The organism is Mycolicibacterium helvum (assembly GCF_010731895.1).
Classification (GTDB): domain Bacteria; phylum Actinomycetota; class Actinomycetes; order Mycobacteriales; family Mycobacteriaceae; genus Mycobacterium; species Mycobacterium helvum.
In genome coordinates, this window is the sequence record NZ_AP022596.1 from 4,732,550 (window position 1) to 4,759,345 (window position 26,796).

At 67.8% G+C, this 26,796-nt stretch carries 24 protein-coding genes; 17 read left to right on the plus strand and 7 right to left on the minus strand.

All coding sequences use genetic code 11. The annotated features are described in order from the left end of the window. Nucleotides 1-4: 4 nt before the first annotated feature. Entirely contained in the window at nt 5-1,939 is a 1,935-nt protein-coding gene (locus G6N38_RS22210; protein ID WP_163750158.1) for a cytochrome c oxidase assembly protein, read from the minus strand. A 105-nt stretch (nt 1,940-2,044) separates the two neighbouring features. On the opposite strand from G6N38_RS22210, the gene G6N38_RS22215 reads away from it, so the two are divergent. Then, complete coding sequence (locus G6N38_RS22215) at nt 2,045-2,722, plus strand: DUF5134 domain-containing protein (RefSeq protein WP_163750159.1); 678 nt, start codon at nt 2,045-2,047, stop codon at nt 2,720-2,722. Between the two features lie 124 nt (nt 2,723-2,846). Here the strand turns inward: G6N38_RS22215 and G6N38_RS22220 are convergent, their stop codons facing one another. Beyond that, on the minus strand, nt 2,847-3,575 hold the full coding sequence (locus G6N38_RS22220) for a zf-HC2 domain-containing protein (protein ID WP_163750160.1): 729 nt from the start codon (nt 3,573-3,575) through the stop codon (nt 2,847-2,849). 79 nt (nt 3,576-3,654) lie between these two features. On the opposite strand from G6N38_RS22220, the gene G6N38_RS22225 reads away from it, so the two are divergent. The 5 genes from G6N38_RS22225 (at nt 3,655) to G6N38_RS22245 (ending at nt 6,672) form a co-directional block, all read left to right on the plus strand. Next, nucleotides 3,655-3,987, plus strand: coding sequence for an ArsR/SmtB family transcription factor (locus tag G6N38_RS22225; RefSeq protein WP_163750161.1), 333 nt, complete (start codon nt 3,655-3,657; stop codon nt 3,985-3,987). Between the two features lie 127 nt (nt 3,988-4,114). Beyond that, nucleotides 4,115-4,801 carry an energy-coupling factor ABC transporter permease gene (locus G6N38_RS22230; protein WP_163752258.1) on the plus strand — a complete coding sequence of 229 codons (687 nt, stop codon included), beginning with the start codon at nt 4,115-4,117 and terminating at the stop codon, nt 4,799-4,801. Continuing rightward, entirely contained in the window at nt 4,798-5,154 is a 357-nt protein-coding gene (locus G6N38_RS22235; RefSeq protein WP_163750162.1) for a PDGLE domain-containing protein, read from the plus strand. Before G6N38_RS22230 ends, G6N38_RS22235 begins: the two co-directional genes overlap by 4 nt. Before the next feature lie 4 nt (nt 5,155-5,158). After that, the gene (cbiQ, locus tag G6N38_RS22240; protein WP_163750163.1) at nt 5,159-5,935 is read left to right on the plus strand and encodes a cobalt ECF transporter T component CbiQ; all 777 of its coding nucleotides are present in this window, start codon (nt 5,159-5,161) and stop codon (nt 5,933-5,935) included. Next, on the plus strand, nt 5,932-6,672 hold the full coding sequence (locus G6N38_RS22245; protein WP_163750164.1) for an energy-coupling factor ABC transporter ATP-binding protein: 741 nt from the start codon (nt 5,932-5,934) through the stop codon (nt 6,670-6,672). Before cbiQ ends, G6N38_RS22245 begins: the two co-directional genes overlap by 4 nt. 82 nt (nt 6,673-6,754) lie before the next feature. Here G6N38_RS22245 and mtr read toward each other — a convergent pair whose 3' ends face one another. Beyond that, entirely contained in the window at nt 6,755-8,167 is a 1,413-nt protein-coding gene (mtr, locus tag G6N38_RS22250; RefSeq protein WP_163750165.1) for a mycothione reductase, read from the minus strand. Nucleotides 8,168-8,177: 10 nt separating this feature from the next. Further along, complete coding sequence (locus tag G6N38_RS22255) at nt 8,178-9,140, minus strand: alpha/beta hydrolase (protein WP_163752260.1); 963 nt, start codon at nt 9,138-9,140, stop codon at nt 8,178-8,180. Between the two features lie 192 nt (nt 9,141-9,332). Between G6N38_RS22255 and mqo the strand changes: the two genes are divergently transcribed. The 9 genes from mqo (at nt 9,333) to G6N38_RS22300 (ending at nt 19,986) form a co-directional block, all read left to right on the plus strand. Continuing rightward, on the plus strand, nt 9,333-10,904 hold the full coding sequence (gene mqo / locus G6N38_RS22260; RefSeq protein ID WP_163750166.1) for a malate dehydrogenase (quinone): 1,572 nt from the start codon (nt 9,333-9,335) through the stop codon (nt 10,902-10,904). Continuing rightward, nucleotides 10,901-11,404 carry a GNAT family N-acetyltransferase gene (locus G6N38_RS22265; RefSeq protein WP_163750167.1) on the plus strand — a complete coding sequence of 168 codons (504 nt, stop codon included), beginning with the start codon at nt 10,901-10,903 and terminating at the stop codon, nt 11,402-11,404. Before mqo ends, G6N38_RS22265 begins: the two co-directional genes overlap by 4 nt. After that, on the plus strand, nt 11,401-13,224 hold the full coding sequence (locus G6N38_RS22270) for a VWA domain-containing protein (protein WP_163750168.1): 1,824 nt from the start codon (nt 11,401-11,403) through the stop codon (nt 13,222-13,224). The genes G6N38_RS22265 and G6N38_RS22270 overlap by 4 nt, the downstream gene beginning before the upstream one ends. Nucleotides 13,225-13,244: 20 nt before the next feature. Then, the gene (gene cobO, locus G6N38_RS22275; protein ID WP_163750169.1) at nt 13,245-13,859 is read left to right on the plus strand and encodes a cob(I)yrinic acid a,c-diamide adenosyltransferase; all 615 of its coding nucleotides are present in this window, start codon (nt 13,245-13,247) and stop codon (nt 13,857-13,859) included. Between the two features lie 5 nt (nt 13,860-13,864). After that, entirely contained in the window at nt 13,865-15,238 is a 1,374-nt protein-coding gene (locus G6N38_RS22280; RefSeq protein WP_407663012.1) for a cobyrinic acid a,c-diamide synthase CobB, read from the plus strand. Continuing rightward, entirely contained in the window at nt 15,235-16,467 is a 1,233-nt protein-coding gene (gene cobA / locus G6N38_RS22285) for a uroporphyrinogen-III C-methyltransferase (protein WP_163750171.1), read from the plus strand. The genes G6N38_RS22280 and cobA overlap by 4 nt, the downstream gene beginning before the upstream one ends. Nucleotides 16,468-16,500: 33 nt before the next feature. Continuing rightward, on the plus strand, nt 16,501-18,066 hold the full coding sequence (locus G6N38_RS22290) for an MFS transporter (protein ID WP_163750172.1): 1,566 nt from the start codon (nt 16,501-16,503) through the stop codon (nt 18,064-18,066). A gap of 64 nt (nt 18,067-18,130) precedes the next feature. Next, nucleotides 18,131-19,624 carry an MFS transporter gene (locus tag G6N38_RS22295; protein ID WP_163750173.1) on the plus strand — a complete coding sequence of 498 codons (1,494 nt, stop codon included), beginning with the start codon at nt 18,131-18,133 and terminating at the stop codon, nt 19,622-19,624. Nucleotides 19,625-19,728: 104 nt separating this feature from the next. Further along, complete coding sequence (locus G6N38_RS22300) at nt 19,729-19,986, plus strand: hypothetical protein (protein ID WP_163750174.1); 258 nt, start codon at nt 19,729-19,731, stop codon at nt 19,984-19,986. 3 nt (nt 19,987-19,989) lie between these two features. Here the strand turns inward: G6N38_RS22300 and G6N38_RS22305 are convergent, their stop codons facing one another. The 3 genes from G6N38_RS22305 to G6N38_RS22315 all read right to left on the minus strand — a co-directional run bounded on the left by G6N38_RS22305 (nt 19,990) and on the right by G6N38_RS22315 (nt 24,078). Further along, the gene (locus G6N38_RS22305; RefSeq protein WP_163752261.1) at nt 19,990-21,321 is read right to left on the minus strand and encodes a purine-cytosine permease family protein; all 1,332 of its coding nucleotides are present in this window, start codon (nt 21,319-21,321) and stop codon (nt 19,990-19,992) included. A gap of 94 nt (nt 21,322-21,415) precedes the next feature. Beyond that, nucleotides 21,416-23,410, minus strand: coding sequence for a YhgE/Pip domain-containing protein (locus tag G6N38_RS22310; RefSeq protein WP_163750175.1), 1,995 nt, complete (start codon nt 23,408-23,410; stop codon nt 21,416-21,418). Nucleotides 23,411-23,424: 14 nt separating this feature from the next. After that, the gene (locus tag G6N38_RS22315) at nt 23,425-24,078 is read right to left on the minus strand and encodes an ATP-binding cassette domain-containing protein (RefSeq protein WP_179968438.1); all 654 of its coding nucleotides are present in this window, start codon (nt 24,076-24,078) and stop codon (nt 23,425-23,427) included. Between the two features lie 184 nt (nt 24,079-24,262). Between G6N38_RS22315 and G6N38_RS22320 the strand changes: the two genes are divergently transcribed. After that, nucleotides 24,263-24,940, plus strand: a complete 678-nt coding sequence (locus G6N38_RS22320) for a 4a-hydroxytetrahydrobiopterin dehydratase family protein (RefSeq protein ID WP_246227372.1) — start codon at nt 24,263-24,265, stop codon at nt 24,938-24,940. Between the two features lie 55 nt (nt 24,941-24,995). Next, nucleotides 24,996-26,750, plus strand: coding sequence for a proline--tRNA ligase (locus tag G6N38_RS22325; RefSeq protein WP_163750178.1), 1,755 nt, complete (start codon nt 24,996-24,998; stop codon nt 26,748-26,750). Nucleotides 26,751-26,796: the final 46 nt, after the last annotated feature.

Here is a 26,796-nt window from a genome sequence, read left to right on the forward strand (position 1 = left end):
ATGATCAGCGCCGGTTCTTGGCCAGCTCGTGCAACATCGCGTTGTAGGCGTCGAGGTCGTCGTCATAGTGCGCGTCGGCATGCCGATCCGTGCGCACCGCGGTCCGCCGATCCTGGCGGGCCCACTGGACCACCAGCGCCACCACCACCACGATGATCGGCAGCTCGCTGGATCCCCAGGCCAGCGCCCCGCCCAGGTGCTGGTCGTCGCTCAGGCTCGTCAGCCACGGCAGGTCGAGGCTGCGGTAGAACGTGCCGCCGAGAATCGACGTCATGGTCATCGTCGCGATACCGAAGAACGCGTGGAACGGCATGACCGCGAACAACATCCCGAGCCGTCCGATGAACGGAAGCCGCTTCGGGCCGGGGTCGATGCCGATGATGCCCCAGAAGAACAGGTAGCCGGTGATCAGGAAGTGCACGCTCATGAACTCGTGGCCCCAGTGATAACGCACCAACGTGTCGAACATTGGAGTGAAGTACACGGCGTACAGCGAGCCGACGAACAGGACGAAAGCCGTTGCGGGATGCGATAGGAACCGTGACACCGGCGAATGCACCAGCCGCAGTAGCCATTCCCGCGGCCCAGGTGGGTGACCGGCACCTGCGGCGGGAAGGGTCCGCAGCGCCAAGGTGATCGGCGCACCGAGGACCAGGAACACCGGGATGAACATGTTCAGCGCCATGTGCTCACCCATATGCACGCTGAACATTGCCGACCCGTAGGCGCGCACCCCTGAGCTGGTGGTGAACAGGAATGCCGCACAACCGAACAGCCATGCCACCAGCCGCCCGGGCGGCCAGCTGTCACCGCGTCGGCGCAGCCGGATCACCCCGATCACGTAGGCGCCCGCCAGCAGCGCCGCCGCCACGCCGAGCAGGGCGTCGAAGCGCCAGACAGTAAGCAGCCGAAGTGCATTCGGAGGATCGGGTAGCTGATAGCCCAGGAAGACATCCCACGCGGTGAATTGGTGGGCCAGCAGCCGTGGTGCGGTCTGAACGGCCATCGCCGACACGGCCGCCACCGTCAGCACCGCCGCCAGTGCGCCCACCAGGCCGCCACCCCGGGCCTTCCGTAGCCGGTGGACGTCGAGCAACCACCCGCCCAGCAGGGCCACTCCGGCCAGCGCCCCCAGCCGGCCGTAGTCCGAACCGGTCAGGCCGCCTGGTGTCGCCAGCAGCGACAACAACAGCGCGCCATACGCCAGCGCCACCGCACCGGTGGCGACCTCGATCACCAGGACTCGCCGGCGAAGTTCGGCTTTCGGTGGCGCGATGACAGCGCTGATCTTCACCCCGGCCAGCACCGCCAGCGCGAGCGCGAACACGATGACAGCACTGGTTGCGTAGTCATGGTCTGGGCCCTGGCCGGCGTTGCCACTCACCGGCAGCGCAATCACCCCGACGAAGGCCGGAATCACCAGCACGGCGTGCCAGACCCAGCGCACCGTCAGCCGCAATGCGACGGCGACCACGGCGGCCATGACCGCGACGACGATCCACCCGCGGGCCATTTCCGATGCCCCGAGCGTACTTCCGATACCCCCGCCGCCGATCAGCCGGGAGACCGGGACTCCAGCGGCGTTGGCCGACTGGATCACTACCATCGCCAGCGCGGTCATCAGCCATAGCGGCGCCAGGCGCTCGGCCAGCAGGTGGACCCGGAACGACATGGCATCGAGCACGCCGCGCTCGTCGGGTTCGGCGGTGACGACGGTGAAGGCGAGCGCGCCCAGACAGATCGCGGCGGCCAGGGTGGCGGTGAAGTAGCCGACCACCTCGGCGACGCTGGTAACCATGCCCGGGTAGGAGTCGCCGGTGGCGGCGAAGCGGCGCTCACCGGAAACGGCGGTGTGGGCGATCAGGGCGGCGACCATGCTCAGGTAGCCGCCGAGGATCCACCGACCCGCCGGCCGGGCACCTGCCTGGATCGACTCCATCGTCGAGAGTCTACGACTGATCGTCGTAGTCGAGTCGCCGTGGTGGGAACTTTCTGGTGCGATGGGTCGACCAATGCTCAGGCGGACAAAGGGAGGAATTGACCGGTGATCCACGATCTCGCCTTGCGATGGTTCGTCACCATCCTGTTCGTCCTCGGCGCCGCCGAGTGCCTGTACGCGCTCGCCGTCGGCAACCGGCGGCCGGCGACGGTCGTCAGCCAGCTGCTGCACGTCGTCATGGCAGTGGCGATGGCGGTGATGGCCTGGCCGTGGGGCGCGGCCCTGCCCACCGTCGCGCCGATGGTGTTCTTCCTGTTCGCGACCGGCTGGTTCATCGCCGTGACGGCGAGCCCGCTGGGCGCCGGTCATCGGATCGCCGGCGCGTACCACGCGCTGATGATGGTGGCGATGGCCTGGATGTACGCGGTGATGAACGGACGCCTGTTGCCTGGCCAAGCGTCCTACGTCGCCGATACCGTGCATGCGGGTTCCTCGGCGGGGGCGTCGGGCCACGCCGGGCATGCGGGCATGAATATGCCGGGAATGGACATGTCCGGACCGGATACGGCGACGGCCGACGGTATCAGTGGATATCCGGTCTATATCACCGTGTTGAACTGGATGTGCACGGTCGGCTTCGCGCTGGCGGCTGGGTACTGGTTGGTCCGGTATCTCGCCATCCGGATGGACCGTGAGCCCGCCGACGCCGGATCGCCGCTGGGGTGCCTGTGTCAGGCGATGATGGCCGCCGGCATGGCGATCATGTTCGGCGTCATGCTCTAGCTGTAGTCGCGAGCCGTACTCGCGCCGGGACCGACGCCAGCGAGGCCGCGCTCACCGTGAGATTGAAACTGCGCAGGGACGTATCGACTCGAGTAAGTGTGTGCGTGAAGTCAATCTCGACGACTCAGGCCGCCGAACCGTCGGTGGGGTAGAGATGCCCGCGCCGACGCCCGCGAGATGCGTTGTCGGGCAGCACGACATCCGCAGTGACCGGCGCGGCATCAGATCGGGGAGCCGGCGTCGTTGGCCGGGCCTTGTGCCAGACCAGCAAAGCCAAGACGGTGCCAGCCAGCACGGGCAGGTGCGACAGGACCCGGTCGAGGCCCACCGCGCCCGCCATCGCGTCGCTGATGACGTATCCGGTGAGGATCGCGGTGAAGACCGACAGCACCCCGGCCAAACCGGCTGCCGCGGTGGGGCGCGCCGCCGCGACGACCATGATCACCCCCAACGCCGCCGACCATGCCGTCGACTCGTTCAGCAGATGCCCGCCCATCATCGCGTGGTGCGCGACCGACGACGTTCCGACGTTGACGCCGGAGGCCTGGGCAGCTGCCAACCCCACCTGCACCAGCCCGACGCTCGCCAATGTCCACCGCAGCCAGGTGTTGGTCGGCGGGAGAAGCCGCCGCGACCGCGACACCGCGGGCCGGTCGTTCGTGACGGCAACGGCCGCCACCTGGGACCGGCCGGCCAGGCGCCGCAGCTGCTGGGTCTGCTCGACCGCTTGTGAGTACCAGGCAGTGCAGGAGTCACAGGTGGCGAGATGCTCATCGACCCGGGCGGCGGGAACGGGTTCGCGTTCGCCGTCGATCCGGGCCGACAACGCCTCCTGGGCGACAGTGCAGTCCACGCTTCCAATAGTCGTCTATTCGAGCCGGATCGTTCCAGCGTCCCAGGCTCACTACCGGTACTGAGCTAGATTCCTAGGCATGGATGGCCCAGGAGACGAGGTCAAGGTCGAGCGTGCCTCGTCCGCGCTGGCCGATGTCGACATCCACGGCTGGACTCAGCGCTTCGACCTGTTGTCCGACCCGCACCGGCTGGAGATCCTGCTCGGACTGCACCGCGCGCCCGGTATCTGCGTCGGTGACCTCGCTGCTGCCGTCGGCCGATCGGAGAACGCCGTCTCCCAAGCGCTGCGGGTGCTGCGCCAGCAGGGCTGGGTCACTTCCACCCGGGTCGGCAGGCAGGCCAGCTACCGCCTCGAGGATCACACCGTGCACGACCTGTTGCACTGGATCGGTGCTGCTCACACCGAGTGAGCTGGTCGGTTCATTCGAATATCTGTACAGGTAGACAGATATCGCATGCGCGCCTAGGCTCCCAATCGGGACGGGAAGACCCGCACCGCACCGCGAGGAGGCACGCTTGAGCGTCCAGATCACGGCCATGCATATGAGCGACGGCCTGGTCAACGCACCCACCTCGGTAGTCTTCGGGCTCCTGGCCATCGCCGTGGTGGCGTTCTGTGGGTGGCGGGCGCGAACCGAACTCGACGAGCGCACGGTCCCGCTGGCCGGCCTGGTCGCGGCCTTCATCTTCGCGGTGCAGATGATCAACTTCCCGATCCTGCCGGGCGTCAGCGGTCACCTGCTGGGTGGGGCGCTGGCCGCGATCCTGGTCGGTCCGTACACCGGCGTGCTGTGCATCACCATCGTGCTGGTCGTGCAGTCGCTGCTGTTCGCCGACGGCGGCGTGACCGCACTCGGGATGAACATCACCAATATGGCCTTCATCGGCGTTGCCGCGGGCTACTCGACGGCGCTGGTGCTCTACGCCCTGCTGCGGCGGCGTAGCGCCGAGCTGCCGGTGCCCGCACTTGGCGTCGTCGGCTTCATCTCTGCGGTGATCGGAACGGTCTGTGCCTCAATGGGCTTCGTCGTCGAATACGCGATCGGTGGTGCCGCGCCGACATCGTTGTCGACGGTCGCGGCCTACATGCTCGGCACCCACGTGCTCATCGGCATCGGGGAGGGCCTGATCACGGCCGTGACCGTGATGGCTGTCGCTCGGTCGCGCCCCGACCTCGTCTATTTACTGCGCCGGAGTCGTGAGCGTGCGGAGGTTGCCGCGTGACTGCCGCAGGAGTGACTCGGCGCTGGCAGTTCTGGGTGGCCTTCGGGGTCGCGATCCTGCTGATCGCCGGCGTGGTGTCCTACTTCGCCAGTTCGAGCCCGGACGGCCTGGACTCGGCCACACTGCAGGGCTGCCAGGTCGTCGAGACAGACCACGGTGAACACCTGACCGGCAATTGCATCGCCCAGCACGCCACTGAGCACCCGATGTCGGTGTCGCCGCTGGCGGACTACACGATCCTGGGCCATCCCGCCACCAGCGGACTGGCCGGAATCCTCGGCGCCGTCGTCGTGTTGGCCATCGCTTTCGGGGCGTTCTGGCTGATCGCGCGCACCCGCCGCACCAAGGGCTGAGACGATGGGCGCCGGGCACTCCCACCCGCTGTACCGGGATGGCGAATCGGTGGTGCACCGCGCACCCGCCGAAGTCAAGATCGCCGGTCTGGTGCTGTTCGTCCTCGCGGTGGTGGCCACCCCGCGCGAGATGATCTGGCCGTTCGCCGCCTATGCCGCGATCGTGCTCGTGGTGTGGCGCGTCGCCGGTATCCCGCTGCGCTGGATCCTGCCGCGAATGCTCATTGAGGCGCCGTTCATCGTGCTGGCCGTGCTGCTGCCGTTCGCCGAAGGTGGTGCGCGCGTCGACGTGGCGGGTGTGCAGCTGTCGGTGACGGGACTGTGGGCGGCCTGGGGGATCGTCATCAAGGGCACCCTGGGCGTGGCCGCCTCGCTGACCGTCGCGGCCACCACCTCGGCGCGGGAATTGCCACTGGCGCTCAGCCGGCTCGGTGTGCCCGGTCTGGTGACCTCGATGCTCGTATTGATGATCCGTTACATTGACCTGCTGTCGGCCGAGGTGAGCCGGATGCGGATGGCGCGGATCTCGCGCGGCGACTCCCCGCGCGCCATTCATCAGATCGGCGCGATCGCGAAAGGCGTTGGTGCGCTGTTCCTTCGGTCGTATGAGCGGGGAGAACGCGTGTACCTGGCGATGGTGTCACGAGGATTCGACGGCAAGGTCCCCGAGCTGGCGATCGTCGGCGCCGGGCCGCGCGCGTCGGGTGCGCAGTGGGCGTACGCGCTGACGCCTGCGGTGGCAGCGGCCGCGGTGGCCGCCTCGGCGTGGGTGCTGCGATGACCGCGCCGGCGATCCGTGTCGAGGGCCTGCACTACCGCTATCCCGACGGCCGCGTTGCACTCGATGGCGTCGACCTGTGCATCGCCCGCGGCGAGCGCGTGGCCATCCTCGGGCCCAACGGGGCGGGCAAGACCACGCTGATGCTGCACCTCAACGGCGTGCTCACCGCAACCTCGGGGAACGTCGAGATCAGCGGAATCGCTCTGAGCCGCAAGAGCCTTCGCGATATCAGGCGCCGGGTCGGGTTGGTGTTCCAGGACCCAGACGACCAGCTTTTCATGCCGACCGTGGCACAGGACGTCGCGTTCGGCCCGGCCAACTTCGGGGTGACCGGCGACGAGCTGGCGGCCAGGGTGGCCCAGGCCCTGGCCGTGGTGTCGATGACCGAGCACGCCGAGCGCAGTCCCGCCCACCTGTCCGGCGGTCAGCGCAGGCGCGCGGCGCTGGCGACGGTGCTGGCCTGCGAACCGGAGATCCTGGTGCTCGACGAACCGTCGGCCAACCTCGATCCGGTGGCGCGCCGCGAATTGGCGGAAACGCTGGCGACCTTGCCGGCGACGATGTTGGTCGTCACCCATGACCTGCCGTATGCCGCGCAGCTGTGTGACCGCGCGATTGTTCTGGATCACGGCGCGGTGGTGGCCGACGACACCATTGCCGCGGTGTTGTCGGACAGCGCGCTGCTGGCCGCCCACCGGCTCGAATTACCCTGGGGCTTCACCGTTCCCGCGTCGTAGCGCAGCGGCGAGTGTGCGGTTTCATCCGCGACTCGCCGTGCGCGGCGGATGAAACCGCACACTCAGGGAGTGAGTCTTGACCTCAATGCCGCCGGGACGGTGGCCAGCGCGGTTCGCCGCACAACGCCAGCAACGCGTTCTCGATCACCTCGGGTAGTGCCGGGTGGATCCAGTACTGGCCGCGAGCCATGTCCTGGCCGGCCAGCCCGAAACTCATCGCCTGGATCAGCGGCTGGATCAGCGAGGACGCCTGATGGCCCATGATGTGCGCGCCCAGGATCACCCCGGTGTCCGCCTCGACGATGATCTTGGCGATGCCGGTGGTGTCCTCCATAGCCCAGCCATAGGCCACGTCGGCATAGTCCTGAATCTTGACCTTGATGTCGTAACCGGCTGCGCGGGCTTCATTCTCGGTGAGTCCCACCGACGCGATCTGCGGGTCGGTGAACACCGCCGACGGAACGAAGCGGTGATCCGACGGCATCAGATTCTCGGTGTCGTCCCAGTCCTGCAGCAGGTTGTGGCGCACCCGGCGAGCCTCGTGGTTGGCGACATGCTTGAGCTGATAATGCGAGGACACATCGCCGAGCGCGAAGATGCCTCGGGCCGTGGTCCGTTGAAACTCGTCGACCACGATCAGGCCGTCCTCGTCGACCTCCACCCCGGCCAGGTCCAGGTCCATCAGATCGCCGTTGGGAATCCGGCCGGTGGCCACCAGCACCGCGTCCGCTGCTACCGAGGAGCCGTCATCGAGTTCGATGACTACCTGTGAGCCCTCGTGATGCGCGCCGATCATGTTGCGGTGACTGCGAATTTCCCACTTCTTGCCGGCGATGTCGGTGAACCGTTCGCAGATCGTGTCGTCGCAGTGCGACAGCATTCCGCCGCCGCGGATGATGATGGTCACCCGCGTCCCCAGCGCGGAGAACACGTGCGCGAACTCGGCGGCGACGAATCCGCCGCCGATGATCACCAGGTGCTTGGGCAGGTCCGGGATGCGCATGATGGTGTCGCTGGTGTGCACTTGCACTCCACAGCCCGCGATCGCTTCGGGAATCATCGCTCGTGCGCCCGCGGCGATCACCACCTGCTCGGCGGTGAACTCCTCGCCGTTCTCGGTGCGCAGCCGGTAACCGGTCTCGGTGCGGCCGGTGAAGCGGGTGTGGCTGTCGTAGACCGTCACATTCGGCAGTGAACGCCGATAGTGTTCCCCGCCGGACGCCAGCGGGTCGATGCGGCCGAAGACCCGCGACACGATATCGGTCCAGCGCACCCCGTCGATGTGGGCGTCGACGCCGTATCGGGCGGACTCTCGCACGGTCTGGGCCACCTCGGCGGCGTAGACGAACATCTTGGTCGGAATGCAGCCCACGTTCAGGCAGGTGCCGCCGAACACGCCCTGCTCACAGATCGCGATCTTCTTACCGGCGTAGCGTTCATCGGGAATCGAGTTGCCCGAGCCGGTCCCGATGATCGCAATATCGAAGTGCTGCAACAAAATCCCCTTATCCCCGGCCCGCAGTCGATGAGGCCGATTCCAGATGCGCACGATAGATTTCCAGCCAGGAGTCCAGTTCGCGGTAGGACTGGCGCCGGGGACCCCGCAACGACAGGAACACGTCGTGTTTGGCGTCGCGAATCGGAACGACGGTGGTGCGGTTGCCGATGCAGCCCGCCCACCGCGCGATCTGGGTGACGTCCAGCACAGCGTCACCACGCTGCATGCTCGACGCGTCGGCGCTCTCGGTCACGCTGTGGTCGGACCGCAGAATCAGGTTCGGCACACCGACATCCAGGCCGCGATGCAACGTGGCGTGGCCGCGGCGGATGGCGTGGATCCAGCCGAAGGTCACCGGAAATCCGCCCAACGGCTTCCACACCAGGTTGTAATCGAACTCGCCGTGGTAGTCGCGATGCAACGTCAGCCCATAGCCACCCTTGCTGGTCGCGCGCACCACCCTGGTCTTGCGTACCCGCGATATCGCGCCGATCGCCGTCGAGGTCAACCGGGTGCGCAGGATTGCCGGGCCGTGCAGGTCCAGCCACGGACTGTTGAGCACCAGACCCCCGAGAGCCAGCGCCGCCGTCGCATTGCGCTGACGCACCCGGTTCAGCCACAGCGACACGATCAGCCCGCCGGCGGAATGCCCGTACACCAGGATTTTTGCGCCGCGATTCTCGGCCGCGATCACCTCGACCGCGCGCTCCAGCTCGCGGTCGTAGCGGGCGAGGTCGGTGGTGAAGTGCGGAGTCTGACCCTCCCGCCAGGATCGGCCGCACTTGTGTTGGTCCAGCGCATAGAACCGGAAACCGGCGGCAGCGAAGTGGTCGGCCAGTTCGGTGTTGAAGAAATAGTCGGTGAACCCGTGCACGGCCAGCACGGTGTGCGTGGCGGGCGCGTCGTCCGCGCGGCGCACGAGCGTGGCGAACAAATCGCCCTCGCCGTCGGGGTCCGGCCCCAACGCCATGGTGGCCTGTTGGTAGCCGGGAAGGACATCGTCGGCCCATTCGGCCCGAGCTCCCGTCACACGCCCTACCCTAACCGGGTGTGGTGCTGGCTACATCGGGGTGTGGTGCTGGCGACTCTCCCGATTAACTGACTGCCGCTCGGGATAACCTGACTATCTATACAGCTGTTTCGAGTAAAGGACGACGAACCGGTGTCTGATAACACCAAGACCGACGTGGTGCTGGTTGGCGCCGGAATCATGAGCGCGACGCTGGGGGCTCTGCTACGTCTGGTCCAACCGGACTGGTCGATCACGCTGGTCGAGCGCCTCGACGCGGCCGCAGCCGAGAGTTCCGATCCGTGGAACAACGCCGGCACCGGCCACTCGGCGCTGTGCGAGCTGAACTACACCCCGCAGATGCCCGACGGCAGCATCGACATTGCCAAGGCCATCAATGTCAACGAACAGTTCCAGGTCACTCGCCAATTCTGGAGCTACGCGCACGAAAACGGCATCCTGCCCGACGTCCGCAGCTTCCTGAACCCCATCCCGCACGTCAGCTTCGTTCAGGGTGCTGAGCACATCGACTACCTGCGTCGCCGCCGCGACACCCTGGTGCGCAACCCGCTGTTCGCGACGATGGAGTTCATCGACGACCGCGACGAGTTCACCCGCCGTCTGCCGCTGATGGCCAAGGGCCGCGACTTCTCCGAGCCGGTCGCCCTCAACTGGACCGAGGACGGCACCGACGTCGACTTCGGGTCGCTGACCCGCCAGCTGCTCGGCTACGGCACCGAGCGTGGTATGACCACGTTGTTCGGTCACGACGTGCTCGACCTGCACAAGGAGTCCGACGGCGGCTGGACGGTCAAGATCCACAACCGGCGCACCGGACAGAAGCGCAAGCTGTCGGCCAAATTCGTGTTCGTCGGTGCCGGCGGCGGAGCCCTTCCGCTACTGCAGAAGGCCGGCATCCCGGAGGCCAAGGGCTTCGGTGGGTTCCCGGTCAGTGGCCAGTGGCTGCGCACCGGCAACGCCGAGTTGGCTGCCGCCCACCACGCCAAGGTGTACGGCGCCCCGCCGCTGGGTGCCCCGCCGATGTCGGTGCCGCATCTGGACACCCGCGTGATCAACGGACGTTCGTGGCTGCTGTTCGGCCCGTTCGCCGGCTGGTCGCCGAAGTTCCTCAAGGAGGGCAAGGTCACCGATCTGCCGCTGTCGGTCAAGCCCAACAACCTCGCTTCGATGATCGGCGTCGGGCTGACCGAGATGGGTCTGCTGAAGTACCTCATCAGCCAGCTCGCGCTCAGCGAGGCCGACCGCGTCAACGATCTCCGTCAATTCGCGCCCACCGCACAAGATTCCGACTGGGAGATCGATGTCGCCGGCCAGCGGGTGCAGGTGATTCGCCGCGACTCCAAGAAGCTCGGTGTGCTCGAGTTCGGCACCACGGTGCTGTCGGCTGCCGACGGCTCGATCGCCGGTCTGCTCGGTGCGTCCCCGGGTGCCTCGACCGCCGTCCCGGCGATGATCGAAGTCCTGGAGCGCTGCTTCGCCGACCGCTACCAGGGCTGGCTGCCCAAGCTCAAGGAGATGGTGCCCTCGCTGGGCGTCAAGCTCTCGGAAAACCCGGAGCTGTTCGCCGAGGTGTGGGCGCACGGTACCAAGGTGCTCGGGCTGCAGAGCCGAGCCGACGCCAGCCGCGCCGCCATCGCCGCGGGAGCCGACATCGCGCCCGTCGCTTCGGGTTCCGGTAGCCCGGAACCCGCGGGAGTGGTGTGACGGTCGCCTTGCGCCGCTTCTGGGCCAAGGACCTTGACGCGGCGACCCTCTACGAGCTGTTGAAGTTGCGGGTCGAGGTGTTCGTTGTCGAACAGGCCTGCCCGTATCCGGAGCTCGACGGGCGTGATCTGCTCGCCGAGACCCGGCACTTCTGGTTGGAGCAGCCCGACGGCACGGTGATCGCCACGCTGCGGTTGATGGAGGAGCACGCCGGCGGGGAGAAGACGTTCCGTATTGGCCGCGTCTGCACACAGCGCGCCGCGCGCGGCCAGGGCCACACCACGCGGCTGCTGCAGGCCGCGATTGCCGAGGTGGGCGACTACCTGTGCCGGATCGACGCGCAGACCTACCTCGCCGACATGTATGCCCGGCACGGCTTCGTTGCCGCCGGAGCAGAATTCGTCGAAGACGGCATTCCCCACGTACCGATGGTGCGGCGCACCGGCGGAGCCGCTTGGCCGGCGACATCGGATACCGGCACCGAAGTCGACCAGCCGTGAGCGCGGCTCCTTATCCCTTCAGCGCGATCGTCGGGCACGACCAGCTGAGATTGGCCCTGGTGCTGTGCGCGGTGCGTCCGGAGATCGGCGGTGTGCTGATCCGCGGCGAGAAGGGCACCGCGAAGTCGACTGCGGTGCGGGCGCTGGCCGCGATCCTGGAGCAGGTCGACGCGGACTCGCGGCTGGTGGAGTTGCCCATCGGGGCGACCGAGGACCGGGTGGTCGGCTCACTGGACTTACAGAAGGTTCTGCGCGACGGTGAGCACGCATTCTCGCCGGGGTTGCTGGCACGGGCGCACGGCGGTGTGCTTTACGTCGATGAGGTCAACCTGCTGCATGACCATCTCGTTGACCTCATGCTCGACGCCGCCGCCATGGGCCGGGTGCACATCGAGCGTGACGGGATATCGCACTCGCATGAGGCGCGCTTCGTCCTGATCGGCACCATGAATCCCGAAGAGGGCGAACTACGTCCGCAGTTGCTGGACCGGTTCGGGCTGACTGTCGACGTGCACGCCTCCCGCGATGTGCCGGTGCGCAGTGAGGTGATCCGCCAGCGACTGGCCTATGAGGCTGACCCAGCCGGCTTCGCCGCGCGGCACGCCGAGCAGGACAGCGAGCTGGCCCGCCGGATCGCCGCCGCGCGTGAGCGGGTCGCCGATGTCGTGCTGCCCGACGCCGAGCTGACCCGGATCGCAGCGCTGTGCGCGGCTTTCGACGTCGACGGGATGCGCGCCGATCTGGTGGTGGCCCGCACTGCGGTGGCGCACGCCGCCTGGCGGGGAGCAGAAACCGTGGCGGCCGAGGACATTCGGGTGGCCGCCGAGCTGGCGTTGCCGCACCGGCGCAGGCGCGACCCGTTCGACGATCCGGGTCTTGATCCCGCCCAGCTCGACGAGGCGATGGCCGCGGCCGAAGGTGGGCCGGAACCCGATCCCGACCCCGACCCGGACCCGCCCGGCGGCGGGCAGGCAAGCGACGGATCGTCGCAACCGTCTGCGCCGCAGGGGAATTCGTCGTCAGCGCCGAAGCCGTCGGCACCGCCCGCGGCGACCTTTCGCACCCGGGCGCTGACCGTGCCCGGGGTGGGGGAGGGCACCCCCGGCCGGCGCTCGCGGGCGCGTAACCGATCCGGGGCGGTGGTCAGCGCCACCGATGCCCCCGAGCAGGGGCACGGGTTGCACCTGTTCGCCACCGTGCTCAACGCCGCAGGCAACGGCCGGCTGCGGCCGCACCCCGAGGACATTCGCCGGGCGGTTCGGGTGGGCCGCGAAGGCAACCTGGTGATCTTCGTCGTCGACGCCTCTGGGTCGATGGCCGCGCGGGACCGGATGTCTGCGGTGACGGGTGCGGCGCTGTCGTTGTTGCGCGACGCCTACCAGCGTCGTGACAAGGTCGCTGTCGTCACCTTCCGGCAAGACGGTGCCCGGGTCCTGCTGCCACCGACGACGTCGGCGCATATCGCCTCGCGTCGGCTGACCCGGTTCGACACCGGGGGCACCACGCCGTTGGCGCAGGGTCTGCTGGCCGCCCGAGACGTCGTGGTCCGTGAGCGGGTGCGCGACCGGACCAGACGCCCGCTGGTGGTGGTCCTCACCGACGGCCGGGCCACCGGTGGTCCGGATCCGCTGGGGCGTAGCCGTTCTGCGGCGCGCCGGCTGGTGGCCGAGGGGGCCGCCGCGGTGGTGGTGGATTGCGAGACGTCGTACGTCCGGCTGGACTTGGCCGCCGATCTGGCGCAGCATCTGGAAGCCCCGCTGCTGCAATTGGAGCAGCTGCGCGCAGACTATCTGGCACGGGCCGTGCGCCGCGTGGCCTGAGTGTTGGAAGGGGACCGACCATGCCGCAGGGCCAGCCGATCGCCGTACCCGACGACGGCCTGACCACGCGTGCCCGGCGCAACACCCCGGTGCTCGCGGTGCATACCGGGCCCGGTAAGGGCAAGTCGACCGCGGCCTTCGGAATGGCGTTGCGGGCGTGGAACGCCGGGATGAGCGTGGCGGTGTTTCAGTTCGTCAAGAGCGCCAAGTGGAAGGTCGGCGAGGAGTCGGCGTTCGCCGCACTCGGCCGGCTGAACACCGAACAGGGCATCGGCGGCGCGGTCGAGTGGCACAAGATGGGTTCGGGTTGGTCCTGGACCCGCAAGACCGGGTCGGACGACGACCACGCCGCCGCCGCGGCCGAAGGCTGGGCCGAGATCGCCGCACGGCTGGCCGACCAGCGCCATGACTTCTATGTCCTCGACGAGTTCACCTACCCGCTGAAATGGGGCTGGGTCGACGTCGATCACGTTGTCGAGACGTTGCTGGCGCGGCCAGGCGGCCAGCACGTGGTGATCACCGGCCGCGATGCCCCGCAGCGGCTGATCGACGCCGCCGACCTGGTGACCGAGATGGAATGCGTCAAACACCCGATGGACGCCGGCCGCAAAGGCCAGCGCGGTATTGAGTGGTAAGCATGGTGTCCATTCCGGCCGTCGTGATCGCCGCCCCCGCATCGGGGAGCGGAAAGACCACGGTAGCAACGGGTTTGATCGGCGCACTGCGGGCGGCCGGGCATCGGGTCGCGCCGTTCAAGGTCGGTCCCGACTTCATCGATCCCGGCTACCATGCGCTCGCTGCCGGCCGGCCCGGCCGTAACCTCGACCCGGTCCTGGTGCCCGAAGAGCTGATCGGACCGCTGTATCGGCACGGCACCCGCGACGCGGATATCGCTGTGATCGAAGGGGTGATGGGCCTTTTCGACGGCCGCATCGACGAGCACATCGTCACCCCGGCCCGCGGCTCCACGGCGCATGTTGCCGAATTGCTCGGCGCCCCGGTGCTGCTGGTGGTCGACGCCCGCGGTCAGAGCCAGAGTATCGCCGCTGTGCTCCAAGGGTTTTCGACATTTCATCCCGGTATTCACATTGCCGGGGTGATCCTCAACCGGGTCGGCACCGCCCGCCACGAGCAGGTGCTGCGCCAAGCCTGTGACGCGGCCGGGGTGCCGGTGCTCGGTGCGATCCCGCGCCAGGACGAATTGTCGGTGCCCTCGCGGCATCTGGGTCTGGTCACCGCCGTCGAGCACGGTGAGCAGGCGCTGGCCGCGGTCGCCGCGATGACCACGCTCGTCGCGCGCCATGTCGACCTGCCCGCCGTCGTCGCGGTGGGCGGCTCGCGGGTGTCGGCACCGCCCTGGGCCCCCGAGGACGTCGTCGGGCCACCCACCGCGGCACGTCCCGTCGTCGCCGTGGCCGCCGGCAAGGCCTTCAGCTTCGGCTACGCCGAACACCCGGAGCTGCTGCGCGCGGCCGGCGCCGATATCGTCGAATTCGACCCGCTCGCGGAACTTCTTCCCGCGCACACCGCCGCCCTGGTGCTGCCGGGCGGCTTCCCCGAGCAGTACCTGGCCGACCTGTCGGCCAACACCGAACTGCGGGCCCAGATCCGTGAGCTGGCCGGCCACGCACCCGTGCAGGCCGAGTGCGGCGGGCTCGCCTACCTCATGGATGATCTGGACGGGCATCCGATGTGCGGGGTGCTGGCCGGTTCGGCGCGGTTCACCCAGCGGTTGACCCTGGGCTACCGGGAAGCCGTGGCACTGTCGGAGTCGTCACTGCACGCGGCGGGGGAGCGGGTCGTCGGCCACGAATTCCACCGCACTACAGCCGAATTCACCGGCACCGTCGAACCCGCTTGGGCGTTCCGGTCCTACGACGGCCAACCGGTTACCGAGGGCGCGGTGTGCGCCGGTGTGCATGCGTCGTATCTGCACACCCACCCCGCCGCGCAGCCACGCTCAATCGGACGGTTTGTCGAACATGCGGCGGCACGCTTTAAGCTCGGCCGGTGACCGAGAACGCCTACCTCGTCGGCTTACGCCTGGCCGGTAAGAAGGTCGTCGTGATCGGCGGCGGCACGGTGGCGCAACGACGCCTGCCGTTGCTCATCGGAAGTGACGCCGATGTGCATGTGATCGCCCGCGCCGCGACGCCAGCGGTGGAAGTCCTGTCCACCACGACACCCGGCATCACTTTGCAGCTCCGCGACTACCGCGACGGCGATCTCGACGGAGCGTGGTACGCGATCGCCGCCACCGATGACGCGGATGTCAATGCCGCCGTCGTCGCCGAGGCCGACCGCAGGCAGATCTTCTGTGTACGCGCCGACATCGCACGAGAGGGCACCGCCGTCACACCGGCGTCGTTCGACCACGACGGGCTGGTGGTGGGCGTACTGGCCGGCGGCGAACACCGCCGCTCGGCGGCCATCCGGTCGGCCATCCGCGAGGCATTCCAGCAGGGACTGATCGCGTTGGACAGCCCTGAGCAACCGGGCGACATCTCGCCCGGCAGCGTGGCCCTGGTCGGGGGCGGGCCCGGTGATCCCGAGCTGATCACCGTGCGCGGCCGGCGCCTCTTGGCCCGCGCCGACGTCGTCGTCGCAGACCGGCTGGCCCCGCCCGAGCTACTGGCCGAACTCGGGCCGCACGTCGAGGTCATCGATGCCGCCAAGATCCCGTACGGGCGGGCGATGGCTCAGGAAGCCATCAACAACGTTCTTATCGAGCGGGCCAGAGCGGGCCGCTTCGTGGTGCGCCTCAAGGGCGGGGATCCGTTCGTGTTCGCCCGCGGATATGAGGAAGTTCTCGCCTGCGCCGAGGCCGGGATACCGGTCACAGTCGTGCCGGGTGTGACAAGTGCCATATCGGTGCCCGCGATGGCCGGAGTTCCGGTCACCCACCGGGCCGTCAACCACGAGTTTGTGGTGGTCAGCGGCCATCTGGCGCCCGACCACCCGGAATCGTTAGTGAATTGGAATGCGCTCGCGCAATTGACCGGAACGATAGTTCTGCTGATGGCCGTCGAACGCATCGAACTGTTTGCGGACGCACTGATTATGGGCGGTCGACCTGCGGAAACGCCAGTTCTGGTGGTGCAGCACGGCACCACGGCCGCCGAACGGGTTGTGCGGACCACGCTGCGCGATGCGCCGGCGCGCATTCGAACCGACGGTATTAGGCCTCCCGCGATCATTGTGATCGGTCCGGTTGTGGGTCTCCCCGTGGCATTCGGCGCTTAAAGATTCCTTAAGATTCCTGTAGGGTTGGCCGGTATGACGGCTCTCAACGACGCTGCGCGGGCGACCGCCAACAGTTCAGAGCGCGCTGTCCCCGTGCGCCTCGAGCCAACGTCGCTGGAACGAACCAGTAGGTACCCGGCGTGGCTGCCCTCGCGGCGCTTCCTCGCCGCGGTCACCGCCATCGGCGGCATGCAGCTGCTGGCCACCATGGACAGCACCGTCGCGATCGTGGCATTGCCCAAGATCCAGGACGAGCTGAGCCTGTCTGATGCGGGACGCAGCTGGGTCATCACCGCCTACGTGCTGACCTTCGGCGGCCTGATGCTGCTCGGTGGTCGGCTCGGCGACACCATCGGCCGCAAGCGCACCTTCATCGTCGGCGTCGCATTGTTCACCATCGCCTCGGTGCTGTGTGGTATCGCCTGGGACGAAGCAACTTTGGTGATTGCGCGCCTGCTGCAAGGTGTCGGCGCCGCAATTGCCTCACCCACCGGTCTGGCGCTGGTGGCCACCACATTCCCCAAGGGGCCGGCGCGTAATGCCGCGACCGCGGTGTTCGCCGCCATGACGGGCATCGGCTCGGTGATGGGCCTGGTCGTCGGCGGTGCCCTGGTCGAGGTCTCGTGGCGGTTCGCGTTCCTGGTGAACGTGCCGATCGGCCTGCTGATGATCTACCTCGCCCGCAACACCCTGCGGGAAACCCAGCGTGAGCGGATGAAGATGGACGCCGCCGGCGCGCTGCTGGCCACCGTCGGCTGCACCGCCGCGGTGTTCGGATTCGCCCAGGCACCCGAGAACGGCTGGGCATCCCCGGTGACGCTGGCCGCGGGCGCGGCGGCCGTGCTGGCCTTCATCGCGTTCTTCTTCGTCGAGCGCCGCGCGGTCAACCCGGTGGTGCCCTTCGCCCTGTTCCGCGACCGCAACCGAGTGGCGACCTTCGCGGCGGTGTTCCTGGCCGGCGGCGTGATGTTCACGCTGACGGTGCTGATCGGCCTGTACGTGCAGGACATCATGGGCTACAGCGCGCTCAAAGCCGGTATCGGCTTCATCCCCTTCGTGATCGCCCTAGGCATCGGCCTGGGCCTGTCGTCGCAGCTGGTGTCACACTTCCCGCCACGCCTGCTGGTGATCGCCGGCGGCGTGCTCGTGCTGGCCGCGATGATCTATGGCTCCACCCTCAACGGCGGCATTCCGTACTTCCCGAACCTTGTCATCCCGATCACGGTCGGCGGCTTCGGCATCGGCATGATCGTCGTGCCGCTCACCGTGTCGGCGATCGCCGGTGTCGGATTCGACCAGATCGGCCCCGTCTCGGCGATTGCGCTGATGCTGCAGAACCTCGGCGGACCCGTGGTGCTGGCCATCATCCAGGCCGTCATCACCTCGCGCACGCTGTACCTGGGCGGCACCACCGGCCCGGTGAAGAAGATGAATCCCGCACAGCTGCACGCCCTGGACCAGGGCTACACCTACGGCCTGCTGTGGGTCGCCGCCGTCGCGGTGATCGTCGGCGCGGTCGCGCTGTTCATCGGCTACACCGCGGCGCAGGTCGCGCACGCCCAGGAAGTCAAAGACGCGATCGACGCCGGAGAGCTCTAACTCTCCACCTCCTTTCCGTTTCGGCGCGCCAGGCCCCGAATTCGGGACGGTAGGGTTGCTTCCCATGTCTGGCGCGAGTGGTCCGCTACCGGCCACCAGACCGCTTGCCTCCCGTGTTCTTGGCGTCGCGATCGTCGCGATCACCGGCATGCAGTTGATGTCCACGCTGGACGGCACCATCGTGATCGTCGCCCTGCCGCGCATGCAGGCCGAGCTCGGTCTGTCGGATGCCTCCAAGAGCTGGGTGATCACCGCCTACGTGCTGACCTTCGGCGGCCTGCTGCTGCTCGGCGGGCGCGTCGGTGACGCCGTCGGCCACAAGCGGGCGTTCATCTCCGGCGTCGGCGTGTTCACCATCGCCTCGCTGGCCTGCGGGCTGGCCAATGACCAGTGGACACTGATCGTGGCGCGCGCCGTGCAGGGCATGGGCGCCGCGGTGGCCGCACCGACCGGGCTGGCGCTGATCGCCACCACGTATGCCGTCGGGCATGCCCGTAATCAGGCGCTGGCGGTGTCGGCGGCCATGCAGGGCCTCGGTTCGGTGCTGGGGCTTGTCCTGGGTGGCGCGCTGACCGGCCTGTCCTGGCGGCTGGCGTTCCTGGTCAACGTGCCGGTCGGCATCTTCATCATCATCGTCGCGCTCACCCGTCTCGAGGAAACCCGCCACGAACGACTCAAACTCGACATCACCGGCGCGCTGCTGGCCACACTGGCGTGTACCGCGGCCGTACTGGTCTTCACCCAGGGCCCGCCCCGCGGCTGGATCGATCCCTGGGTGATCGGCGCCGGCGTGGCCGCGGTGGGGTTCTTGGTCGCCTTCCTGATCGTCGAGCGCAGCGCGGATAACCCGCTGGTGCCGTTCTCGGTGTTCGACAACCGCAGCCGGGTCGCCTCCTTCGCCGCGTACTTCTTGGCCGGCGGAGTGATGCTGACCCTCAGCGTGATGATCGGTCTGCTCGTGCAGGATGTGCTCGGCTATTCGCCGCTGCGGGCGGGGATCTGCTTCATGCCGTTCGCGGCCGCCTTCGTCGTGGGCAACGTCGCGGCCACCAAGCTGGCGCTGCGGGTGCCGCCGCGCTGGGTGATCCTCGGCGGCGGACTGCTCGTGCTCGCGGCCATGCTCTACGGCTCGACGCTGAACCGCCAGATCCCGTACTTCCCCGACCTCTTCGTCCCGATCGTCGTTGGCGGTCTCGGGATCGGCATCATCTCGGTGATCCTGCCGCTGTGCACGCTGGCCAATGTCGGCCCCCGCGAGATCGGTCCGGTCTCCTCGATCACGCTGATGGTGTTCAACCTCGGCGGCCCGCTGGTGCTGGTGGTCATCCAGGCCGTGCAGACCTCCCGCACGCTGTATCTGGGCGGCACGACGGGGCCGGTGAAGTACATGACGCCCGCCCAGCTCGACGCGCTCGGCTATGGCTACACCTATTCGCTGCTGTGGGTGGCCGGCATCGCGCTGCTCGTCGGCGTGGCCGCACTCGGGATCGGCTTCTCGACCAGGGACATCGCCGCCGCCCAGCACACCCGCGAAGCGGTCGAGGCCGGCGAACTCTAAGCGCTCACACTGCAGACTGCGGTGGCGTGAACATATCCTTACCGAGCCGGTACGGCGCGGTCATTGATCCAAGCGGAAGCAGGGTGAGGATATGGGTGATGCGCGTGGTTGCTGTACCTCACGAAGCCTTCACGTCCTGGCCGGCACAGCCTGCCCACCCTGCTGATCGAGCGCAGGCACGCCTTTTCGAGGAGCTTCTGCGCCAGGAACTCGACGAACTCGAAATCCTGGCCGCACGAACGCTGGCGGCGAGAACCGAGCACCGTGAGATCCGGCAGCGTCAGGACATCCAACGGTTCAATGCGCGCATCAACGAGCTGCGTGGACTGCTCACCGCACTGGACAATCGATTCAGCCCGTAGGGCTCAGCGGCGCGCCCGCACCAGCCGATAGCCGCCGTAAACCGCCCCTGCAACAAGGAAATTCACGAAGTAGGCCAGATCGGCGCCGTGCAGCGCGGTGGCTACCGGGCCGACGATCAGGTTGGTGTGCATGAACGGCACCGCCGCGGCGAACGCCACGAAGAACGCCCCCAACGCCACCAGCGCGTCGCTGCGCGGCGTCGCCTCGGCGGCGGGGTTGACGGTGTCGCGTCCGGCGCTGCGGTAGCGCCAGTCGATGGCCACGATCGCGACGAACGCCGGGATCCAGTAGCTGACGAACAGCAGCACGCCCTGGAAACGCGTGGCCAGGTCACCGGAGTGCAGCCACATGATCAGGGCGAACGCAATCACCACCACCACGACCGCCGACACCGGCCGTCGCACTCGAACGCCGACGGTCTGCAGCGCCAGCGACCCGCTGTAGTCGTTCATCGCGTTGGAAGTGACCGAACCCACCGCGATCGCCAGCAGCGCGACCACGCCCAGCACGCCGCCGCCCATGATCTCGCGCACGCCCGCGGCGGTCTGATCGGTGAGCGTGCCCGCGGCGGCCACCCCGATGGCCTGCACCGCGATGTAGGCCATCGCCAGGCCGCCGAACGTGTAACCGAACACCGCCTTCCGCGAGGTGTTCACCGGTAGGTAGCGGCTGTAGTCCGAGGCATAACTGGCCCACGAGATCGCCAGGCTCAATGCGATGGTGACCTCCAGCACGAACGCCCCGGCCAGATCCGCGCCACCAAGGGTGGGCAGCGAGATCACCGGATGCCCGTCGATCAGCTTCCAGGCGAAGACCGCGAAGGTGACGATCAGGACGACGGTCATCACGGCCTGCACGCGGTGGATCACCTCGTAGCCGAAGACACCGAGGACACCCTGGGCGGCCAGCACGATGACCACCGCCAGCCAGAACGGCATGCCAAGCAACTCGGCCAGCGCCTCACCGCCGAACAGCCCGACCAGGCCGTCCCAGGCGATCGACGACAACCACTGGATCACCGCGACTACCCCGACGGTGCCACCAAATGCCATGCGCGCGTTGGGTAATTGCGCGGTGCCGGTGCGCGGGCCCCAGGTGGACAGATAGCCGACAGCCAGTGAGCCGACGAGCGTGCCGATCACCATCGCCAGCAGGCCGAGCCAGAATCCCAATCCCAGCACCACGGCCAGGGTGCCGGTGAACACCACCGTCATGTTGACCTGAGGGGCGAACCACACCGTGAACAGTCGCCGCGCGGATCCGTACCGGTTGTCCGGCGGGATCGGTGCGATGCCGTGCGTCTCGACCGCCATGTCACCGACATGGGACGGCATCCGGCCGGAGTAGGTTTGGGCCGCCAGAGAAGACGCAGCAGACGCCGTGGGCGACGATTCAGGTGTCACCCATCCACCCTAGTGGCAGCCGGGGTCAGACCTCGATGGGTGGGTGCAGCCGCTCCATCGTGTACTGGCGGTTGCGCCGGGCGGCCCAGGCGGTGGCGGCCAGCGATGCGGCGAGCACGCCGGTCAACACCGCCACCGCAATCCATAATCGGTGGTCTATTCCACCGTTGATCAGCTGACGTAACCCGTTGACGGCGTAGGTCATTGGGTCTGCCGGGTGGATCACCTGGAACGGCTTGGCCGTGGTCTCCACCGGATAGATCCCCCCGGCCGACACCAGCTGCAACATCAGGAACGCCAACGTGGCGACGCGCCCGACGGCCACGCCGAACACCGCGTTGAAGGCCTGGATGATGCCGAGGAACGTGGCGATGACCAAGATCAGGAATGCCACCGTCGCCAGCGGGTAGCGGGCCTTCAACCCGACGCCGTAGTGCACCACGACGTACATGACGAGGACCTGGGACACCGCGACGAGAAACGCAGGCCAGTAGGAGACCAGGACCACACGCAGCGCGCCGAGCCCGTTGATGATCGGCCGAGACTGCAACGGCGTCAACAGCATCCAGATTATGAGCGCCCCGATGAACAGTGCCAACGGGAGGAAGAACGGCGCGAAGCCGGTGCCGAAGGTGGCCGCCGCGTTGTGTGTGACCAGGTCCAGATTCACCGGGGACGCAACCGTTTTAGCGACGACCTGCCGCTGTTGCGGTGTCCATGATGGCACCTGCGTCGAGCCCTGTCGCAGTTTGTCGGCCAGTTCCCGACTGCCGTCGCGTAACTGTCCGGTACCGTCGGCCAACCGCTGCGCGCCCGCCGCAAGCTGGCGGCTGCCGTCGGTCAACGCCACGAGCCCGGTGCTGAGCCGCTGCGTCCCCGAATCGAGCTGCTGGACGCCACTGCGAAGCTTGAGGACATCGGCGCGGAGCTTGCCGTCGACCGCTGCGGTGAGGAAAGTCCGCAACGCGCTGTTGGGATCGCCTAAGTCGCTTTCGAGTCGTGCGGCGCTGTCGCGTAGCCGGGCCAGCCCGTCGTCGGTGGCGGGGTCGATGCCCTGTGCGCGAAGCAGCCTTTGGGCACCTGCGAGGACGGTGCCGACATCGCGCACGGTGGGGTCGGCATTGTTGGACAGCGTGGCCACCGCCTGATCGACGATGGCGGCAGCTTGCGTCTGGTCGATGTGCAGCGCGGCTATCCGGTCGGAGGTCGAACGCACCGCTCCGCTGAGGTGTTCGGCCACCGCACCGACCTCGGCCGGATCGAGACCCAGGCTGTCGACGCGCTCTAAGACGTGGACGAGTGGATCGGTTGCCGTGGTGACGGCGGTGTTGAGCTGTCGCGTGCCGGTGGCCAGCTGGGCCGCACCGTCGCGGGCGGTCGCCATGCTGGTGGCGAGAGTGGTCGAGCCGGTCGCGAGCTGATGGGCCCCGGCGTCGGCGGTGTCCAGGCCGGATGCCAGCCGTCCGGCTCCGTCAGCCGCGGCGGTGAGGCCTGCGCCGGCATCGGTCAGTCCGGTCAACACGGTGCCGACGGTCTGTTCCCCGACGCTGGAGTTGACCTGGTTGATCACTTCTCTGGCAGCGTTCTGGCCGATGATCGAGCCGAGGTAGTTGTTGGCGTCGTTGAAGGTGAATCTGAGGCTGGCCTGGGTGGGGTCGCCGCCCGAGGGTGAGGCGATGTCTTCGCTGAAATCCGGCGGGATGGTGATGGTGAAGTAGTAGGTGCCGTCGGCCAGTCCCTTGGCGGCGTCGGCTGCCGATACCTCGTGCAGCAGCAGCTGGCCGGAATCTTTCAGTGCCTGGGCGACCTGGTCGCCGGCCCGCAGGGGTTTGTCTTGGGCCTGGGCCCCTCGGTCCTCGTTGACCAGGGCGACGGGCACCTTGTTGACCGCGGCGAAGGGATTCCAGAACGCCCACAGATACATGGCGCCGTACAGCAGCGGCATCAAGATGATCGTGATCAGGGCGATCCGGGGGAGTAGGCCCCGGGAGTACCGCTTGAGGTCGGTGCCGAGCGACATTCCGGCGAGCATCGTCAACCCGTCCCTTTCTGCGTCTCTGATAATTCAGCCCGGTCGGTGTTGGCCACCGGGATCTGTGACCGCACGTCGTGCCCTTCAACCCCGTTGACTGTCGTGGTGACCACGGTCTGATCGCGGCCCAGTTCGATCAGCCGCTCGATGAGCAGGTCCCGGTTGAGGTCGCTGGTGACGAAATCGAGGTTGCCGACCACGAGTAACGGCGGGCGCTTCGTATTGGCTAGGGCGATGCGAAGCAGTAGCCGGTCGAGTTCGGAGAGCTCTTCGAAGTACTCAGTGAGGGGAGGCAGCGGATGAGGCCCGAACACTGGTGCGCACATCGCGCTCAGCGCGGCTGCGTCCGCTCTCCGCACCAGCCGGTACCACGGTGCGTCCCAACGCAATTGCTCTGTGATCAGATCACGGACGGTGACCGACTCGGGAACTGTGTCGAGTTCATCGATACCGGCCAGGGCCGACTTCGCGAAGATTGCGTGAGCCGAGTCGGCGCCGAACACCGTCAGCTCACCAGACTGCGGCGCCATTCGCCCAGCGATCGTCATCAATAGTGCGGTACGCCCCGAGCCGGCCGGACAGACCAAGACGTTGAACCCGCCGACCGGTATCTCGAGGTCCACCGGCCCATAGACCGGACCCCACGGGCCGCGCATCCGGATGCCGCGTGCGACGACGGCTGGTGGGCCGAAGTCATCGGTCTGGCTATCAGGCAGTTCCGGATCCACCGCGCCCCTCCCGCTGAACTGTGCCCGCACATCACAGCATGCCGTGCCGGTGGCGCGCGTGCGAAACTGCGCCCCGGCGATTCCTCACTGCGACATCGTTAGGCTTCCGACGGTGACTGCATCGTCGGGTCGGCCGAGCCGTCAGGAGATCTCCGACGCGGTCGCTGGAGTGGGCTGGCGTCTGGTGCTCGGCGCGATCTACATCGACGTCGAGGTGGCCTCGCTGGCTCAGGGGGCCGAGGTCGCGACACGGGCGGTGCGTGCCGTCGGCGAGGACGGCCAGGGCCATCTGAGCGTCGACATCCGGGCGCGGCAGGTGGTGTTGCGCCTGCAGTCGGCAACTCAGTGGGCGGTGACCGGCCTGGACATCGCCCTGGCGCACACGATCTCGGCGGCGCTGACCGGCCATGGACTGCGGTTCGGGCGGGGCTCGGTGCAGGCGCTGGAGATCGCCATCGACGCGATGGACATCGCGGGAGTTCGGCCGTTCTGGAAAGCGGTCACCGGCTACGTCGACGAGCCGGGACCCTCTGATCTGTCCGACGGGCTGATCGACCCGTCGGGGCACGGACCGGCGATCTGGTTCCAGCAGATGGCCGCGCCGCGGCCGCAGCGCAACCGCATCCATCTCGACGTCGACGTGCCGCACGACGCGGCTGCTGAACGGGTCGCCGCGGCCCTCGCCGCGGGCGGCACGCTGCTGTCCGATTCGGCAGCGCCGGCGTTCTGGGTACTGGCCGATGCGGAGGGCAACGAGGTCTGCGTCTGTACCTGGCAGGGACGGGACTGAGGCCAAGGGGGCCGTTGGCTCTTCGCGCAGGCGCTCATCGCTAGGCTGGCCCACTGTGATTACCCGCATGTCCGAGCTGTTCTTGCGCACCCTGCGCGATGACCCAGCCGACGCCGAAGTGCCCAGCCACAAACTTCTGATCCGTGCCGGCTACGTCCGGCCGGTGGCGCCGGGGCTGTACACGTGGCTGCCGCTGGGCCTTCGAGTACTGCGCAAGATCGAGAAGATCGTGCGCGAGGAGATGGTCGCGATCAGCGGGCAGGAGATTCTGTTCCCGGCGCTGCTGCCGAAGGCGCCGTATGAGACCACCAACCGCTGGACGGAGTACGGGGACGGGGTGTTCCGGCTCAAGGACCGCCGGATGAACGACTACATGCTGGGACCCACCCATGAGGAGTTCTTCACCCTGACGGTGAAGGGGGAGTACAGCTCCTACAAGGACTTCCCACTGACGCTGTTCCAAATCCAGACGAAATACCGCGACGAGGCGCGCCCGCGGGCCGGCATCCTGCGCGGGCGCGAGTTCGTCATGAAGGACTCGTATTCCTTCGACGTCGACGACGACGGCCTCAAGACCGCCTACCACGCGCACCGCGAGGCGTACCAAAACATGTTCAAGCGCATGGCAATTCGCTACGTGATTGTCTCGGCGGTGTCTGGCGCGATGGGCGGATCCGCCTCCGAGGAGTTCCTGGCCGAAAGCGAGGTTGGCGAGGACACGTTCGTGCGCTGCGTTCAATCGGGGTATGCGGCCAATGTGGAGGCGGTGGTCACCGCCGTGCCGGAGTCGCTGCCGTTCGAAGGTCTGCCCGAGCCGACCGTGCACGACACCGGGGACACCCCGACCATCGCGACACTGGTCGAGTGGGCCAACTCTGCGGGCCTGGGCCGGGAGGTGACGGCGGCCGACACCCTCAAGAACGTCTTGCTCAAGGTGCGCCAGCCAGGTGGTGAGTGGGAACTGCTGGCCATCGGGCTGCCCGGAGACCGGGAGGTCGACGACAAGCGCCTCGGCGCCGCGCTGGAGCCGGCGGAGTACGCGCTGCTCGACGACGCAGACTTTGCCAAGAACCCGTTCTTGAGAAAGGGATATATCGGCCCGAAAGGCTTGCTGGCCAACGGCGTTCGCTATCTGGTCGACCCGCGTGTGGTGGACGGTACGGCGTGGATCACCGGCGCCGATGAAACCGGCAAGCACGTCGTCGGACTGGTGGCCGGCCGCGACTTCGTCGCCGACGGCACCATCGAGGCGGCCGAGGTGCGCGACGGTGACCTGTCACCCGACGGCGCCGGACCGCTGGTGTCGGCGCGCGGCATCGAGATCGGACACATCTTCCAGCTGGGCCGCAAGTACACCGACGCGTTCTCCGCCGACGTGCTCGGCGAGAACGGCAAGCCGGTGCGACTGACCATGGGCTCCTACGGTGTCGGGGTGTCCCGGCTGGTTGCGGTGATCGCCGAACAGCAGCACGACGAGCTGGGGTTGCGCTGGCCGTCGTCGGTATCGCCGTTCGACGTGCACGTGGTGATCGCCAACAAGGACGCGCAGGCCCGGGCCGGTGCCGAGGAGCTGGCTCGCGATCTGGACCGGCTGGGCCTTGAGATCCTGCTCGACGACCGCACCGTATCGCCGGGGGTGAAGTTCAAGGACGCCGAGCTGCTCGGGATGCCGTGGATTGTGGTCGTCGGGCGCGGCTGGGCCGACGGAGTCGTGGAGCTGCGTAATCGGTTCACCGGCCAGACCCGTGAGATCGGGGTGGAAAGCGCCGCCGCGGAAGTCGTCTCGGCGCTGGCCGAGCCCCGCTCTTGAGCGATTTCGGCGCGCTCTCGTTCGCCTAGCGGCGGTTCACGCGCCG